Origin of the sequence: Paraburkholderia sp. 40 (assembly GCF_050434105.1) — a bacterium.
In the GTDB taxonomy this organism is placed as follows: Bacteria; Pseudomonadota; Gammaproteobacteria; order Burkholderiales; family Burkholderiaceae; genus Paraburkholderia; species Paraburkholderia tuberum.
In genome coordinates this window covers 2,510,946-2,527,672 of sequence record NZ_JBNPVY010000002.1, presented here as the reverse complement: position 1 = coordinate 2,527,672, position 16,727 = coordinate 2,510,946, and the positions used below count along the sequence as shown (strand labels likewise).

Annotated in this window: 11 protein-coding genes and 2 pseudogenes; 8 read left to right on the top strand and 5 right to left on the bottom strand. The window is 63.0% G+C overall.

From position 1 onward, the window contains the following. Window positions 1-68 precede the first annotated feature (68 nt). Entirely contained in the window at window positions 69-1,475 is a 1,407-nt protein-coding gene (fumC, locus tag OKW28_RS12970) for a class II fumarate hydratase (RefSeq protein ID WP_429446031.1), read from the top strand. A 78-nt stretch (window positions 1,476-1,553) separates the two neighbouring features. Then, window positions 1,554-2,912: an NAD(P)/FAD-dependent oxidoreductase gene (locus OKW28_RS12965; RefSeq protein WP_429446028.1), complete on the top strand. Its 1,359-nt coding sequence runs from the start codon at window positions 1,554-1,556 to the stop codon at window positions 2,910-2,912. An 89-nt stretch (window positions 2,913-3,001) separates the two neighbouring features. Here OKW28_RS12965 and OKW28_RS12960 read toward each other — a convergent pair whose 3' ends face one another. After that, window positions 3,002-4,087 carry a hypothetical protein gene (locus OKW28_RS12960; RefSeq protein ID WP_429446026.1) on the bottom strand — a complete coding sequence of 362 codons (1,086 nt, stop codon included), beginning with the start codon at window positions 4,085-4,087 and terminating at the stop codon, window positions 3,002-3,004. Between the two features lie 388 nt (window positions 4,088-4,475). Between OKW28_RS12960 and OKW28_RS12955 the strand changes: the two genes are divergently transcribed. Then, on the top strand, window positions 4,476-5,510 hold the full coding sequence (locus OKW28_RS12955; protein ID WP_429446024.1) for an FUSC family protein: 1,035 nt from the start codon (window positions 4,476-4,478) through the stop codon (window positions 5,508-5,510). Between the two features lie 544 nt (window positions 5,511-6,054). Continuing rightward, window positions 6,055-6,480 (top strand): hypothetical protein, encoded by a 426-nt coding sequence (locus OKW28_RS12950; protein WP_429446022.1) that lies wholly within the window; start codon window positions 6,055-6,057, stop codon window positions 6,478-6,480. 279 nt (window positions 6,481-6,759) lie between these two features. Here OKW28_RS12950 and OKW28_RS12945 read toward each other — a convergent pair. After that, a pseudogene (locus tag OKW28_RS12945) lies at window positions 6,760-6,945 on the bottom strand (BMP family ABC transporter substrate-binding protein); the annotation flags it as partial. 489 nt (window positions 6,946-7,434) lie between these two features. Between OKW28_RS12945 and OKW28_RS12940 the strand changes: the two are divergent. After that, the gene (locus tag OKW28_RS12940) at window positions 7,435-8,847 is read left to right on the top strand and encodes a two-component system sensor histidine kinase NtrB (protein ID WP_429446020.1); all 1,413 of its coding nucleotides are present in this window, start codon (window positions 7,435-7,437) and stop codon (window positions 8,845-8,847) included. A gap of 139 nt (window positions 8,848-8,986) precedes the next feature. On the opposite strand, the gene OKW28_RS12935 is transcribed toward OKW28_RS12940, so the two are convergent. Further along, the gene (locus OKW28_RS12935) at window positions 8,987-9,373 is read right to left on the bottom strand and encodes a DUF3331 domain-containing protein (RefSeq protein ID WP_429446018.1); all 387 of its coding nucleotides are present in this window, start codon (window positions 9,371-9,373) and stop codon (window positions 8,987-8,989) included. Between the two features lie 601 nt (window positions 9,374-9,974). Here OKW28_RS12935 and OKW28_RS12930 point away from each other — a divergent pair. Both OKW28_RS12930 and OKW28_RS12925 read left to right on the top strand, forming a co-directional pair. After that, a pseudogene (locus tag OKW28_RS12930) lies at window positions 9,975-10,184 on the top strand (response regulator transcription factor); the annotation flags it as partial. A gap of 104 nt (window positions 10,185-10,288) precedes the next feature. Next, window positions 10,289-10,678, top strand: coding sequence for a DUF6232 family protein (locus OKW28_RS12925; RefSeq protein WP_184072498.1), 390 nt, complete (start codon window positions 10,289-10,291; stop codon window positions 10,676-10,678). 113 nt (window positions 10,679-10,791) lie between these two features. Here the strand turns inward: OKW28_RS12925 and OKW28_RS12920 are convergent, their stop codons facing one another. After that, the gene (locus OKW28_RS12920; protein WP_429446017.1) at window positions 10,792-13,245 is read right to left on the bottom strand and encodes a glycogen/starch/alpha-glucan phosphorylase; all 2,454 of its coding nucleotides are present in this window, start codon (window positions 13,243-13,245) and stop codon (window positions 10,792-10,794) included. Window positions 13,246-14,023: 778 nt separating this feature from the next. On the opposite strand from OKW28_RS12920, the gene OKW28_RS12915 reads away from it, so the two are divergent. Continuing rightward, window positions 14,024-15,394 (top strand): MFS transporter, encoded by a 1,371-nt coding sequence (locus OKW28_RS12915; RefSeq protein ID WP_429446943.1) that lies wholly within the window; start codon window positions 14,024-14,026, stop codon window positions 15,392-15,394. A 144-nt stretch (window positions 15,395-15,538) separates the two neighbouring features. On the opposite strand, the gene ltaE is transcribed toward OKW28_RS12915, so the two are convergent. Further along, window positions 15,539-16,546 carry a low-specificity L-threonine aldolase gene (ltaE, locus tag OKW28_RS12910; RefSeq protein WP_429446015.1) on the bottom strand — a complete coding sequence of 336 codons (1,008 nt, stop codon included), beginning with the start codon at window positions 16,544-16,546 and terminating at the stop codon, window positions 15,539-15,541. Window positions 16,547-16,727: the final 181 nt, after the last annotated feature.

The window sequence follows — 16,727 nt, the reverse complement described above, 5'->3', positions numbered from 1 at the left end:
GTTCAGTAGTCTGCCGGATTGCTTCATATGAACGGCATGGCCACGCTTTAAATGAAGGATAACTTACGATGGACAATTTTCGCACGGAGGCCGACAGCCTCGGAGAAGTCAGTGTTCCGGCCGACAGGCTTTGGGGCGCCCAGACGCAGCGTTCAATCGAGCATTTCAGCATCGGGCGCGAGCTGATGCCACGGGAAATGATTACCGCCTATGCCTTTCTCAAGAAGGCGGCGGCCAACGCAAATCACGCCGGAAAGCGTCTCGACGACCAGGCACATAAACTGATTACCCAGGTCTGCGACGAGATCCTGGCCGGCCAGCATCACGACATGTTCCCTTTGCACGTTTGGATGACGGGCAGCGGTACGCAGTTCAACATGAACGTCAACGAGGTGATCTCCAATCGCTGTTGCCAGCTCGCGGGCACACCGCTCGGCAGCAAGAAGCCGGTTCACCCGAACGATCACGTCAACATGTCGCAATCGTCGAACGACTCCTTTCCTGCCGCGATGTACATTGCCGCCGCGCTCAACACGACGCAACTCCTGATTCCCGCCGTCGCGGCATTGCATGGCGCGATCGCGGCCAAGGCTCACGAATGGGACGACATCGTCAAGATCGGCCGTACCCATATGCAGGATGCGACACCGCTCACACTCGGCCAGGAGTGGTCGGGCTATGCCGGCATGCTTGCAGACAATCTCAAACGCATCGATGCTGCGCTTGAGGGAGTGTATTGCCTCGCGCTGGGCGGTACCGCGGTCGGAACCGGGATCAATGCAGCACCGGGCTTCGCAGAAGCAGCCGCCGCCGAAATTGCAAGGCTGACGGGACTGCCGTTTGTCAGCGCGCCGAACAAGTTCACGGTGCAAGGCGCCCACGATGCGCTGGTGCAGCTTTCCGGCACGTTCCGTACGCTCGCAGGGTCGCTCTACAAGATCGGTAACGATATTCGCCTGATGTCGTGTGGCCCGCGCGCTGGATTCGCGGAACTGCTGATCCCCGAGAACGAGCCTGGCTCGTCAATCATGCCGGGCAAGGTCAACCCCACCCAGGTGGAGGCGCTGACGATGCTCGCCGTGCAGGTCATGGCGAACGACGTGGCGGTCGGCTTTGGCGGCGCCGGCGGATTTCTGGAGATGAACGTCTATAAGCCACTGATGATCTTCAATCTGACTCAGTCGATTACGCTCGTGACCGACGGCTGCACGAATTTCCGGCTCTTCCTGGTCGAGGGCACCAGGCCGAACTTCAGAAAGATCAAGGAATACGTCGATCGCTCGTTGATGCTGGTCACCGCGCTGGTGCCGGTAATCGGCTACGACCGCGCTTCAGCGATCGCTCACCATGCGGCGGAGCATGACCTGACGTTGAAGGCCGCCGCACTGGAACTCGGTTTCGTCGACGAACAGACGTTTGACCGCGTCGTCGACCCGGCCAAAATGGTCAGGCCATATGTCGCCACCGTAGGTTGAGGCCGCGAGCCTCGAACAGTATCGCTCGCCCACGCCTTCCGTTCCGGACGGCGAATTGCAAATACGGAGAGTCTACGCATGCATCGTTTCATCGTCGTAGGGGGAGGCGCGGGGGGGCTGGAGCTCGCGACGCGCCTTGGCGATCGTTATGGCAAGCGCAAGCGGAACAGGGAGCCGCGCGCGCTCGTCACGCTCGTCGATCGTTATCCCACGCATATCTGGAAACCGCTGCTGCATGAGGTCGCGGCCGGCAGCATGGATCCCTTCACGGAGGAACTCGCATATGCGGCGCAGGCGCGCTGGCACGGCTTCGAGTTCCAGCAGGGCGAGCTGGTCGGTCTTGATCGCGCGGCGAAACGCGTCACGCTCGCCCCCGTGCTGGATGATGATGGCGCGGATCTGCTGCCGCTGCGCGAACTCGAGTACGACACGCTCGTCATTGCCATCGGCAGCTCCACGCATTTTTTCGGCGTGCGAGGCGCCGAGGAGCATTCGTTCGCGCTGGATACGGTCTGGCAGGCCGAGCGTTTCCGCAAGCGTCTCGTTGCCGCCTGCATGCGCGCCGAGCACCAGCACCAGGAGACCGACGAGAGCGGGCCGGTTGTGTCGCCGCCAGGCGAACCGCGCATCCAGGTGGCCATCGTCGGCGCCGGCGCGACGGGCGTCGAGCTCGCCGCCCAGCTACGCAACACGGCGCAGGTGCTTTCGGCGTACGGCCTGCACAAGCTCGATCCGAGTCGCGACATCGGCATCGTCGTGATCGAGTCGGGGCCGCGCATTTTGAGCGCGTTGCCGGAGCGTGTGTCTAGCGCAACCTCGGGACTGCTGGGAAAGCTCGATGTGAAGCTCATGACGGGCGAACGGGTGGCGGAGGTCGCACCCGGTCTCGTGCGGACGGCGGGGGGCAAGACCGTGCGCGCCGATTTGACCGTCTGGGCGGCCGGAATCAAGGCGCCGGCCGTGCTCGCGAAGCTCGACGGGCTGCCCGTAACGACCCTCGGCCAACTGGCCGTGCGGCGTACGCTGCAGACGCACACCGATGACGATATCTTTGCGCTCGGCGACTGCGCGGCCTGTCCGTGCTCCGGTAACGAAGGCAATGACCGCAACGTGCCGCCGCGTGCCCAGGCCGCGCATCAGCAGGCGAGCTTTCTGGTGCGTGCGCTAGGCTACCGCCTGGACGGCCGACAACTGCCGGAGTTTACCTATCGCGATTCCGGTTCGCTCGTCTCGCTCGGCCATTTCAGTGCGGTCGGCAACCTGATGGGCGGGCTCGTCGGCGGCAGTATGCTCGTCGAAGGATTGCTCGCGCGTTTCATGTACATGTCGCTCTATCGGCTGCATATTGCCGGGTTGCACGGCTATCCGCGCATGACGCTCGATACCGTCGCGCACTGGCTGAGGCGCACCACGCTGCCGCGCGTCAAGCTTCATTAGTGTTCTGTGGCAACAGCACGTACCGATTAACGCAATCGCCGCGTAAGTGCTCGCGGCGACTGCGTCATTCGGCAAGCAACGTGAGCGCGTTATTGCTGCTCGTCCTCTTGCGCTACGAACGCCATGCCGTGCGGACTGACCAGGTTGGTCACTAACGGAAGGAGCGCCCCGCTGTGCAAATCCAGCTGGCCCACATAGCCCGGCACTGGCGATGCGGCAGTAGCTACGCCCGTGGACGCCGAGAATGCTGCGCCGCGCGGCCAGACGTTGGCGCTGATCTTGTAGATCGTGTTTGTCTTCGTATCGGCCACCAGCAGGAAGCCCCGTCGCGCAGTCGCGAACACCGTGTCGTCAACCAGCACCTGGCCGAGAAGCGGAAGATATTGCACCCGCGGCTCATCGCCCGAAGAGCGCAGCAGAACGAGCTGGCCATCTGCCTGATCATCAAGCAGGACATCACCCGACGGCGTCAGCGTCATCGAATCCGGATCGATCAGGTTGAGGTGCGCCACCGTGCCAAACGGGATGTTGCTGGCGTCCAGTGAGCCACGCAATACCGGCGTGACGTTGATCGTGTGAGTGTTTGCATCCACGTGCACAACGCGGACAATCGCGGGACCCGTATTCTGGCCGCTGCCGTTAAGGGTAGGATTGGACGCGCTGAAGTAGGTCTGACCGTCCTTGAACACAATGTCATCGTAACCGCCGCCGTGCAGCGTCTTGCCAAAGGAATAAGGTGCAGAGGCCTGGCCGGTCGCGGGGTTGATGATGACGAGGTTCGGATTTGCATCCTCATTCTGCATCGCCCAGATCTCACGAGTGTACGGATTGACCTTCAGGCCGTCGTTGTGTCCCGCCACTTCGTAACTCTTCACGATGTTGCCGTCCAGCGAGTACTCAACGATCTCGCTCCTCGCGCCATTCGAGCCATCCGGTGCGCCGAGGTTTGCATAGCCGACCCAGACATGATCATCGAGCACGGCCAGGGAGTCGGGTGCGTTGAACAGTCCTCCGGAACCTGTCGCGAAAACGCTCAGGCTGAAGCCCGGTGTGACCACCGGCTTCGCCGAACTTTGCGCATCGGCGCCGCCAGCGGCGAAACAAAGTACGGTGAACGCCAGCGCGGCGCGACTGACAACACGGCTTAATGCACAAACAGGTTGAATGCTGGGCATGTTTCTCTCCTGAAGCGTGTACGCGGGGAAGCGGCGGCACCGGCATGTGCTGAATGGCCGGTAATGAAACGCAATATATGGAAACACCAACGCATGACGTAACGGTGACGAGCATGGAGCCGCGCCGACCGTCGTACCGCTATGGACGGCGCTGATCTATGACGCCCGACTGTTATTCATAAAATGATATGGAGATCGCTATAACGCGTGCATTGCGTATATGCCGGTGGAAACCGATACTGCTTGCAGTGCTGTCTGACGCAGTAGTGGCCGATCAAACCTTAGGTCGTCAGGCGCGCCAAAGAGCCCTGATAGCAAAGACCCGCATCGACCGGATGCTGGTCCCGTCAGAAGAAGAGTTGTTCATCGACGCACAATTGCCACCTATATGTTCAACGGTCTAATCAATTTCCGGATGCTGTCGCGTGGCGCCATACTGCTTGCGCCGATTTTCATCGCGGGACTCGTGACAGGCGATCCAATGTGGTTTCGCGCTGAGATCGTCACGCTGTCCGTCTTCATTGCCGCGGAACGCTCGCGCCTTGCACCGGTTGGCGTGCTGCTGCATGCGCTCGCAATAGGGTTGGGCGTTGTGGTCATGACCCTGTCGCTTGGAAGACCGGAGACGTTCGTGATGGCGTCCGTCCTGCTCGCCATCGTTTGCGCGGGCATCGCTGCCGCGGGGCCAGGCATGCGCTGGACCGGCAGCTTCACTTTCATTCCTGTCCTCTACATTGCCTTTGCAACGGCGGACCATGCCAATGGACATCGATTAGGGCAGCTCGGTCTGGAGGTCCTCCCGTATCTGCTTTGCTCAGCGATTCCCGTCATCCTCGCTTCGAGCGCTTCCCGGCTTTCGAAGCAGTTAGCGGGCGGATCGGCCGGCCGTGGTTGGCTCGCGCTTCGGCAGGTGACTGAAGCGCCGGCGTCAGGATGTTTCGAAGGGATTGTCGCCGCTGCCCTCGCTGTTGGCGTGGCGGCATCGCTTGTCGAATGGCAAGGCATTCACTACGGGCAATGGCTGGTTTGGTCGGCGGCCAGCGTTGTCACGGGCGATCTCGCGACGGCGCGCGCCAAATGGAACGACCGGATGATCGGTGCAATCGTCGGCGTTCCCGCAGGGATGCTGGTGGGAGTCTTCATGCCCCACGCGCCAGTGTTCTTCGATGTACTGACAGCCGCTACCGTGTTGACGCTCGTCGCTTTCAACCGGTATGTCATTGCGTTCGGTACGAGATGCGCGCTGCATGCGGTCGCGATCATTGTCGCGGGGCACGCTGTTTTCCTGGCCGACTACCGGGCGATAGACGTCGTCGCCGGTAGCGTAATCGGCATCGTCTTCGTCTTGGGGACCCATCTGATTGCCGGCTCGCTCAAAGGCAACCCCACCGATGGCCGGCTCCGGCCCCGACGTATCGAGTGATATTCAACGGAACCCATCCTTTCATCAATTCTGGCGTTCCTGTAACGCGCACCTACGATTGCAGCCGCGGTTGAAGACTTCTTATTCCTGGGGGAAAGCGTGCAAGACCTTGCTGAGGGAGAACGCTTCGGGGTGGACGCTGAATATTATGCCGCCTGATCTGTGTTTTGGTAGGTCGGGAGAAAGTGCTAACGTCGTGAGCCGCAAAAAGACTCCTGAGAGCCTCAGCTTCCAACCATTCTCATGGCCTTCATCGTCCTGGCAACCCAAGTATATTCATGACGCGCTTGAGGTTGTGGGCTAATACCGACGTATGCCTCCGGCAAACAACTGTGGGCACAAGTTCAAACGCTCGAAGAATGGATTTGATACCAACTTTTCTCCTATCCTGGCAAGCATGGACGGCGCTGCTGCGAAGCCTCGTTTGCCTAAAGTCTTGAACGGCCCTGCTCTATTCGGAAGCGATGCGTCCAAGCGGTGCGCACCCGCTACTGCGCGCAGTCCGTGAGTCGTGTTGCGCACACACTCATATTCGTCGGAGCGAATGATGTCGCGGACATATCTTACTCACCAGCAGATTTTTGATCTGGCCGTCGTGCACCTTATCAGTCAGGGTCGCGCGTCACTGATGCCGCGCGGTGGCGGCGCTTACCGCGGCCAATGCGGCGGCTGCCCGGTTGGTGCGCTCGTGCGCCTGAGCGACTACCGGACGTCGATGGAGGGGGTACCTGTGCGCTTCGTTCTAGCCGAAGCCACGCAGATTCCCCCCTACATGGACGCCGGCGTTGCCGCACTAAAGCGTGCACTGCTGCGAGCCAGGGTGAACATCTCTTGCCGCGAGACGGTCGAGCTCCTGAGTTGCCTGCAGAACGTACATGACATCTTTGGCATTTGGGAGTGGAACGACCGCTTGCATTCGATAGCAAGGCAGTTCGGACTGTCGGCGCAGAGCTTGCAGCGCGCTGCTTGATATCAGCGACTGCAAGGCCGGACAGGATGGCTCCATATCGAATGCACTGGCGGTGTCGGGTGTAGACGCATGTCGCCCACGAGTCGCCGCACTGTGATGGCACGCCTAAGATCTACACGATGCCGAGAAGCTCGCCGACCGGCAAGTTCAACTGACGAACGGTAACTTGGCTTCCTGTGCGGCTGCAAGCATCGACAGGGTGATCTTGCGCGCCTCCAGTTTACTTTGCATGATACGAGCGCGCAGCAACAGGCACGCCTCGGCAAGCTTTGCAAGATCAAAAATCTCATGCGTAGTAATCGACGGATCGACCGACTGCGCGCCGAGCGGGAACGCCATTGATGTCGCGCAGCACCTGCGGAATCCGTTTGGCGGCGACGAAGCCGAGCTTCTTCGTCTTGTCGCTGTGACCGGCGACAACGCCAGATACTGGCATTGGTCGATATAACCGAAGCGGGACATCAAAAATAGTCACCGCAGGAAGCATGGATTTCCTGATTGTCCGGTTGCAATGAATCGGAAAGCGAGTGCGGTCCTTAGCCTGGTAGCTAACGACCTACCGCGGCGCACAAGTCACCAACAGGTGCAGCCATCGCGACGTGCACCATATCGCGGTCTTTTGGCCACTGTGGATGACCAGACTACTGCCGACGGATTAATTATGCGCCTCGTTACAAGCTGCCATTACCGGCATATGCGATGTTCTCCGCGCTGTCGGCGACCGTTGTCTTTGCGGCGCAAAGCGATCCGCGGAAACACGGAGCGAGCGACCGTGACCTGTCCGGTCACATGCCGCGCGATCTATACTGTCGCGACTAGACAGATTCATTCGTGCGCCCTCCTGAAGCGTCGATTGAGCGCTGAACCAACGCGGCTTTACGTCCGTCGGTGCTTCGCGCGTCCATCAGAGACCAGACGAAAATGAATGTCCTTCGTTTCCCTAACGGACGGGCAATGATCGCGATGTCGATACTGGCGTTGCTGATCTTCTTCGCCGATACCGTCACGGTTCTCGACATCGCCGTCGCCACGTTGTACGTGCTTGTTGTGCTGCTGTCGGCGAGATTCGGATCGACGCGCACGGTCATGCTGGTGGGCGCAGGCTGCATCGCGCTCGCGGTGATCAGTTGGGGGCTCACCCGCCCTGCCGGCCCCATCCTCGAGGGCATCGTAAATGAGGTGATCAGCAATCTCACGATTGCACTGGCGACCGTTCTCACTATCCGCAGCCTTCGCACAGAACAGCGGCACCGATATCAGGCCAGCCTGCTCGAACTGACGCGCGATGCTTTCTTTACGTGGGACATGAGCGGGAAGGTCCTCTACTGGAACCGTGGCGCCGAAGCACTGTACGGCTTCGACCGGGCAGCGGCCATAGGCAAGGTCGTGCACACATTGCTCAACACGCAATTCGTCGTACCGCTCGAGCAGATCGTTGACCGGCTTCATCAGCACGATAGCTGGGAAGGCCAGTTCGCCAGGCGTCGCGCCGACGGCGCCCCGCGCATCGTGAGTTGCCGTCTCACTTTGCAGCGGGATGCGGCCGGGCGCGCTTCCATGGTCCTCGAGACCAACAATGACATCACCGAGCGCGTACGGCTCGAGGACGCGCTGGAGCAGGCGCGGTCCGACCTGGTTCGAATGAATCGGGTGCTCGTCCTGGGCGAGTTGACGGCGTCGATCGCGCACGAGATGAAGCAGCCGATCGCGGCGATGATGACGAGCGCGACGGCGGCGCTGAACTGGCTCGATCACGACCCGCCGGCGATGCGAAAAGCTGCTCAGGCGATCGCCCGCATCGTCGATGATGGCAACCACGCGGTCGAGGTTATCGCTCGTGTGCGTTCGCTTGTCAAAAAGGCGCCGACGCGTGCTGAGCGCTGGGACGTGAACGAGGCGGTGGACGAAGTGATTGCACTAACCGGCTCCGACGTCGCACGCAACGGCATTCAGTTACGGCGCGAACTCAAGCAAAGGTCCCTCTCGATCAGCGGCGACCGCGTTCAGGTGCAGCAGGTGCTGATCAACATGGTCGTGAATGCCATCGAGGCAATGCATGGCGTCGTCGACAACCACCGCGTACTGACGGTTACGACCGGAGTCGACGGGCACGGCTATGCCTTCATACAGGTTCGCGACACGGGCGTCGGAATAAACGAAGCAGACCTCCCACACCTGTTCGAGTCGTTTTATACAACGAAAGCGGAGGGAATGGGCATGGGCCTTGCAATCTGCAGGTCGATTGCGGAGGCCCACGGCGGACGCATCGACGCTGAGCAAAACCAGCCTCGCGGAGCGGTTTTCCGGTTGACCCTGCCGGTCGAACGGCATGAATCTTCTGGGGCTGCTCCCGCGCATATGGCTTGACCCCCATACGGTCAAGGGTTTCCCCCAAACACTTATACTGCCGAATCCATCGTACGCGAGCCGCGGACACGCTATCCACGCCGCGCGGCCAAAATTGCAGCAGGCATCGTTCGATGCGGCAAAAAACGATGTGCGCGGTTCAGAGAGTCGCCGCGTCGTGCACCACGCAGGCCAGGATCATCGCTTCCGCATTGATGGGCGTTGGGCGTGAGGTCGGCTTGTAGACGGCGTCGCCGGGATTGATCGCTTGCCCGCTCATCGCGCAGAAGCCCGGCATGCGCGCGCGCGCCATGCGCCAGGCCTGGTCGCCGAAACAGCCGCGCGTCGCATCGCGCCAGGCAATCGTGGCCGTCGACGACGTCGGACGGTCGATCAGCGTCACCGCGGCGGTAAAGCATCCATCGGCACAGTGCGCCTTCTGACGGCGCTGCTCGGCCCCTTCCACAGCGGCCAACTGGCGCGAAGGCGTCCCCAGCAGACAGATGGTCTGCGCCCACGGATCCATCACGTTTGCGTTTGCCAGCATGTCGAAACTCCTTGCGAAAGCGATCGGGTTAGCATTGCTTCTGGACTTTGGGACGCGGCGAAGGGCAGCGCGCCGTTCTCCTCCCGCGACGGGCATGCTGGCGACTTATCCACCATTCACAGTCCGCGTCTCGTCAGTCGGTAACAGCGGCTGGCCGCGGCGTTCGTGATGCCAAGCATGCATCGGCCAGGCGCGAAGGTTGTTCTGCATCGTCTGCTGCGCGCCATTGCGCGCGCCAGGTCGGGCCGTGCGGGCCGCGCCTGGCCGCGGGCATAGAGATATGGTCTGAAGCACTCTTGCGATGCGAACGACATATTTCTCTCCATATGTTGCAAGCCAGTCCGGTTTTTATGCTCAACCGCTCGTGCGACTCTTCCAGACGTCGATTCCAGCATACGGATCCCTGCAAGCGGCTGCAAAGCTGCGTTTGGACATTGACCTCATACTTTGGGCTATGCCGTGTCATACTTCTGGGCGTCTCATTGCTTGTTTCGGCCGCGACGCGTCCCGATCGGGCAAGCGAAGGTCTGAACCTTCGGGCGCGCTCTTCACGGAATTTGTTACGGCTACCGATAGGCATGCGCCGCCGTTCACGAGCGGAATCCCCGGCTCCACAGTTTTCGTTGTGGACGACGAAGAGTCCATGCGTCTGGCGTTGCGTGACTTGCTGGAATCAGTGGGGTATTGCGTCGAGCCGTTCGGTTCCGTCCGCGAATTCCTGGATTTTCGCAAACCCGGCGGTCCTAGCTGTCTGATCCTCGATGTCAGGCTGAAAGGCGAGAGCGGGCTGGCCTTCCAGATTGGAATCGCTCTCCCTTGCAACACGGGCCTGAGAGGGGATAGAAAAGTCCGTAACTTTAGGAATTTGAAGGAAGTCTGCTACGCTGCGCGCTTCACCACCCTCGCATTGAAACGATGGAAAGCCCTTTCAACGATCGCGGCGTGTCGGTCACGCGCAACGCCCTCTCATCCGCAGGTCAGGTCTTCCCGCTGCGCGATATCGTCGACGTGCAGGTCGTGACCGTGCAGAAGAACAAGGTCGTGCCGCTCGTGATCTCGGTGGCCGGGCTGATCGGCGCAATCGTCGGGGGCGTGCTGCACTCGGCGTCGGGACTCGTATGCGGGGTGATGCTGATCGTGGTCGGTTGGCTTACGTGGGTGACCCAGGACATCACGCATCGGCTGATGGTCAAGACGGCCGACGGCGAGCGCGAAGCGCTGATGAGTACGGATCGCGAATTCGTCGAACGCGTCGGCGAGGCAGTGCATCGGGCGAAGGCCGCGGCTGCCGCGCCGAAGGCTTGACGCGGGGCGACGATCGAACATGACGAAGCCGTGCGCGACTGATCAGCACCAGTCTCGCACGGCTTTCGATCTGCTTGCCCGCAAGCAACGACTACGTTGCCGTCATCTCGCGCTCAGCCGAGACTGAGCGGACTCACGCGCCAGATATTGCGCGCATACTCGCCGATCGTTCGATCCGACGAGAACTGCCCCATCCCCGCGACGTTCTCGATCGCGCTTTCGGCCCACGCGTGCTTGTCGACGAAACGCGCATCCACTTCGTTCTGCGCCTTCGCAAACGCGTCGAAATCGGCGAGCACCATATAGTGATCGCCCCAGTCGACCAGTGTGTGAAAGATATCCGAGAAGCGCAGCGGATCGTCCGGCGAAAAGAAGCCCGTGCGAATCTGATCGAGCGCGGTGCGTAGCGCTTCGTTCTCCTCGTAAATATGCCGTGGCCGATAGCCGCTTGCGCGCAAGTCGTCCACCTCGTCGGCGGAGTGACCGAAGATGAAGATGTTCTCGCGCCCCACCGCGTCGCAGATCTCGATGTTCGCGCCGTCCATCGTGCCGATCGTCAATGCGCCATTGAGCGCGAGCTTCATGTTGCCGGTGCCCGACGCCTCAGTGCCGGCCATCGAGATCTGCTCCGACAGATCGGCCGCCGGAATGATCAGCTCGGCCACGCTGACGCCGTAGTTCGGCACGAACACGACCTTCAGCCTCTCGCCGACCAGCGGATCATGATTGACCTTCTCGCTGACGTCGCCGATCAGCTTGATGATCGTCTTGGCCATCCGGTACGCGGACGCGGCTTTGCCCGCGAACAGCACGACGCGCGGCACCCAGTCGCGCTCCGGATTCGCGCGAATCTCGTTGTAGCGTACGATCACGTGCAGCAAGTTCAGCAACTGGCGCTTGTATTCGTGAATGCGCTTGACCTGCAGATCGAACAGCGCGTCCGGATCGAAGTGCAGCCTCGTGTGATGCGCGAGTCGGTGCACGAGCCGCAGCTTGCTCTGTCGTTTGGCCTCGCGGAACGCTTCGACGAACTCGTCGTCCTTGCGCAGATTACGCAGCTGCTCGAGCTCGAACAGATTGCTGCGCCAGTGTGTGCCGATGCGCGCGTCGATCAGCGACGACAGCGACGGACTCGCCTGCGCGAGCCAGCGGCGCGGCGTGATGCCGTTGGTCACGTTGGTGAAGCGGTCCGGATAGATGCGCGCGAAGTCGGCGAAGATGTCGCGCGTCATCAGCTGCGAATGCAGCTTCGACACGCCGTTCACCTTGTGACTCGCGACGATCGCCAGATACGCCATGCGCACGCGCCGCTGCCCATATTCATCGACGAGCGAAATGCGGCGGATCATCTCGGCGTCGTGGCCCGAGTGCTCGCTGACGTGTTTCAGAAACTGCGCGTTGATTTCGAAGATGATCTCGAGATGCCGCGGCAGCAGGCGTGACAACATTTCGACATCCCAGGTTTCGAGCGCCTCGGGCATCAGCGTGTGATTCGTGTACGAGAAGATCTGCGTCAAGTGTTTCCACGCCTTGTCCCACGGCACATGATGCTCGTCGACGAGCAGGCGCATCAGCTCGGGAATCGCGAGCACCGGGTGCGTGTCGTTCAGATGCACCGCGACCTTCTCCGAGAAGCGTCCGAACGTGCTGTGCGTGCGCTGATAGCGGCGGATCAGATCCTGCATCGTCGCCGACACGAAGAAGTACTCCTGGCGCAGCCGCAACTCGCGGCCGGCCGGCGTCGAATCGTCCGGATAGAGCAGCCGCGACACGTTCTCCGACATGTTCTTGGTATCGACCGCGTTGCGGTAGTCGCCACGATTGAATGCGCCGAGGTCGAGTTCCTCGGTCGCGCGCGCGGACCATAGGCGCAGCGTGTTGGTCGCGTCGGTCGCGTAACCGGGGATCACGGTGTCGTAGGCGGTCGCGTTCACATGCTCGGTGTCGATCCATTCGGTCTTGTCGCCGCGCTGCACGGTGCGGCCGCCGAAGTGCACCATGTACTTGATTTCGGGTCGCGGAAATTCCCATGGGTTGCCGGCGCGCAGCCAATAGTCGGGCGCCTCGACCTGCTCGCCGTTGACGATTTCCTGACGGAACATGCCGTACTGGTAACGGATGCCGTAGCCGAAGCCCGGAATGCCGAGCGTCGCCATCGAGTCGAGAAAGCACGCCGCGAGCCGTCCGAGACCGCCGTTGCCGAGCGCTGCGTCGGGTTCGAGATCGATCAGCGCGTCCATGTCGACGCCGAGGCTCGCGAGCGCCTCCTTCATCTGATCGTGAATGCCGAGCGCGAGTAGCGCGTTGGTAAAGGTCCTGCCGATCAGAAACTCCATCGACAGGTAGTAGACCCGCTTCACGTCCTGCTCGTATTGCAGGCGGGTGGTCTTCATCCAGCGTGCGACGAGCCGGTCGCGCACGGCCAGCGCGGCCGCGTGCAGCCAGTCGTGCGGGTGAGCGGTGACAGCGTCCTTGCCGACGCCGTACATCATGCGATTCGAAATTGAGCGCCGTAGCGCGTCGACGGTACTGTTGAGCTGCTCGAATTCCAGATCGACGGCTGTCATCGAAGCCTCCGGGAAGTTCGACATGGCAGACGCGAACCGCACGGGAGACGGACGGGAGGCGCGTGCCTGTCGGAGCGGTTTAAAAAAACAGAGTAGGACATTTTAGGGATCGCGCCTACTGGCGCGCGAGCGGACGGTGACGCATACGGCGTGCCCGGCGAACTCGCCCGCTGCCGCGCGACCGAGCCGCGGCGGGCGCCCGGACGCGGTGCAAAGCCGCGTGGCAGCGGCACTCGGGGTGGGCATCGGCGCGCGTGAGTCGGGGGACGAAAGCGGGCTGGGGAAGACAAACGCCCGAAGCATCTGCGAGCCGCACATCGATTATTTTTCCGATGCGTGACGAGCGGATGAAGCTCCGAATAGCCTGATTTTGTGATCGAATCGGGTGGCCCGTTCTGCCGGGCGGTTCTGTCGTATGCGTGTTGGATTTGACACGGGGCGCGTACCGATTCGGAGATGGCGGGGCGGATTGGCGGTTAGTTGCGTTTCATTGAGATCAAAGCGCCTCATCTTCAAGCCGCCTCCCGGTCCCTGCCCGCCTCCCTGCACGATCGTGCCGTCTCTGCAACAATCGCGACGTTGCGCCGCACAAGCCGCCACACTGATCCGCCGTGGACCGACAGCGCGCGCCTCATCCACGACGAAACCGCCGCCCGAGCGCGTCGCCTCTCCGGAAGCGACCGACACCGGCATGCCCAACCCCGCGAGCCACGCCTTGTCCGATAAGCTCAGCCCCGCCGTCGGCGTCCTCACGCCGACTCTCCCCGCCGACGGCCCGATGTCGGCCGCCAACCGCCGCGCGATGGCCGCGATCATGCTCGCCGTCGCGCTCGCCACGCTCGATACCGCGATCGCCAACACCGCGCTGCCCGCGATCGCCGGCGACCTGCACGCGGCGCCGGCCGCCTCGGTCTGGATCATCAACGCATATCAGCTCGCGATGGTCGCTACGCTGCTGCCGCTCGCAGCGCTCGGCGATATCGTCGGACATCGGCGCATCTATATCGGCGGCATCGCGCTGTTCACGCTGAGCTCCCTCGGCTGCGCGATGGCGCCGACGCTGCCGCTGCTCGCCGCCGCGCGCATCGTGCAGGGCTTGGGCGCCAGCGCGATCATGAGCGTCAACACCGCGCTGATCCGCTATCTGTACCCGCCGCATCGGCTCGGTCGCGGGCTTGGCACCAATGCGCTGATCGTCGGCGTGTCGTTCGCGGTCGGGCCGACGGTGGCGTCGCTGATTCTGTCGGTCGCGACGTGGCCGTGGCTGTTCGCGGTCAACGTACCGCTCGGTGTGCTCGCGCTGAGCTTCGCGATGCCGGCGCTGCCGCATACCGCGCAGAGCCGGCACCCGCTAGATCCGGTGGCGGCGCTGCTCAACGTGGTCACGTTCGCCGCGCTGATCTTCGCGCTCGGCGAGGCGGCGCAACGCGCGTCGCTGCAGATCGTGCTCAGCGCCGCGGCGCTCGCCGGCGTGTTCGGGCTGCTGCTGATCCGCCGCGAGGCGGGCCACCCCGCGCCGATGCTGCCTGTCGATCTGTTCAAGCGGCCGGTGTTCGCGCTGTCGGCGGTGACGGCCGTGTGCTCGTTCGCCGCGCAGGGCCTCGCGTTCGTGTCGCTGCCGTTCTATTTCGAGGACGTGCTGCTGCGCAGCCAGGTCGAAACCGGCTTCCTGATGACGCCGTGGCCCGTCGTGGTCGCGCTCGCCGCGCCGCTCGCGGGCGGCCTGTCGGACAGCTACCCGCCGGGGCTGCTCGGCGCGATCGGGCTCGCGGTGCTGTCGGCGGGGATGGCCTCGCTGGCGATGCTGCCCGCCCATCCGCACGTGCTCGACATCGGCATCCGTATGGCGATCTGCGGCGCGGGTTTCGGCTTTTTCCAGTCGCCGAACCTGAAGGCGCTGATGGCGAGCGCGCCGCCGGAGCGCAGCGGCGGCGCGAGCGGCATCGTGGCGACCGCGCGGCTGCTCGGACAGGCGACCGGCGCGGCGCTGGTCGCGCTGTGCTTCGGCATTGCCGGCCGCCAGCATGGGCCGACGCTCGCGCTCGGCCTCGGCGCGTTCTTCGCCGGCGCGGCGAGCCTGGCGAGCGGCTTGCGGCTGCTCGCGCCGTCGCATCGCGCGGGCGTGCAGGCGAAGGCGGCGGTCAAGTGAGATATGCGCCGGACGGCGCGTGAGGCGGGGATGAAGCCTGAATGAAGCGCGGCTCGAACGAGCGCGCCGCACGAGTTGAAGCCAGTGCGGGAAGACGAGGCGGCAACCACGCGAGCCGCCTCGCTTACGACCCATGCGGCGCGATCAACGTGCCGCGAAATACCCCTTCACCGCGGCAATGAACGTGTCGATATCGTCGCGCGACACATCCATGTGCGTGACGAAGCGCGACGCATACAGCATCTGCGTGAGGATGCCGCGCTCCTTGAGCCACGCCTCGAGCGGCGCGCAATGCGGCTGCGGAAACTGCGCGAACACCATGTTCGTCGCGACCGACTGCACCTTCACCTGCTCGATCGTCTCCAGCCCCGCCGCCAGATGCGCGGCGTTCGCGTGGTCGTCGGCGAGCCGCTCGACGTTGTGATCGAGCGCATACAGGCACGCCGCCGCGAGCACGCCAGCCTGGCGCATGCCGCCGCCGAGCACCTTGCGCCAACGATGCGCGACGTCGATCAGCGCGCGGCTGCCGACCAGCACCGAGCCGACCGGCGCGCCCAGTCCCTTCGAAAAACAGATCGACACCGAATCGAACGGCTCGGCGAGCGCCGCGACCGGCTTGCCCGACGCGACCGCCGCGTTGAACACGCGCGCGCCGTCGAGGTGGGTCGCGAGGCCGCGCTCGCGCGCGAGCCGCGTCGCATCGGCGACGTACTGCGCCGGCAGCACCTTGCCGCCGATCGTGTTTTCCAACGCGAGCAACCGCGTGCGCGCGAAGTGATCGTCGATCGGCTTGATTGCGGCGGCGATCTTGTCGAGCGGGATCGAGCCGTCGGCGGCGTTTTCGAGCGGTTGGGGCTGGATGCTGCCGAGCACGGCCGCGCCGCCGCCCTCGTATTTGTAGGTGTGCGCGAGCTGGCCGACGATGTATTCGTCGCCGCGCGCGCAGTGCGCCATCAACGCGGCGAGGTTGCTTTGCGTGCCGCTCGGGAAGAACAGCCCCGCTTCCTTGCCGGTGCGCTCGGCCAGCGTTGCCTGCAGACGCAGGACGGTGGGGTCGTCGCCCCAGACGTCGTCGCCGACTTCGGCCGCCGACATCGCCGCGAGCATCGGCGGAGTCGGACGGGTAACGGTATCGCTGCGCAAATCGATCATTGTGTATCCCTGTGCGTCCATGAATGACAGCCTACGGCAACCGGCCGCCCGTGCGTTCCGGGAGGAACGCGCGCGCCGGCAAACGAGCCATACAGTGTATTCAATTCAGACGACGCTGAAAATTGGCGCATCCCCGAGAAGCGCGCCGGTCCGGCTGCGATGAGCCAACAGTCGCGACGGG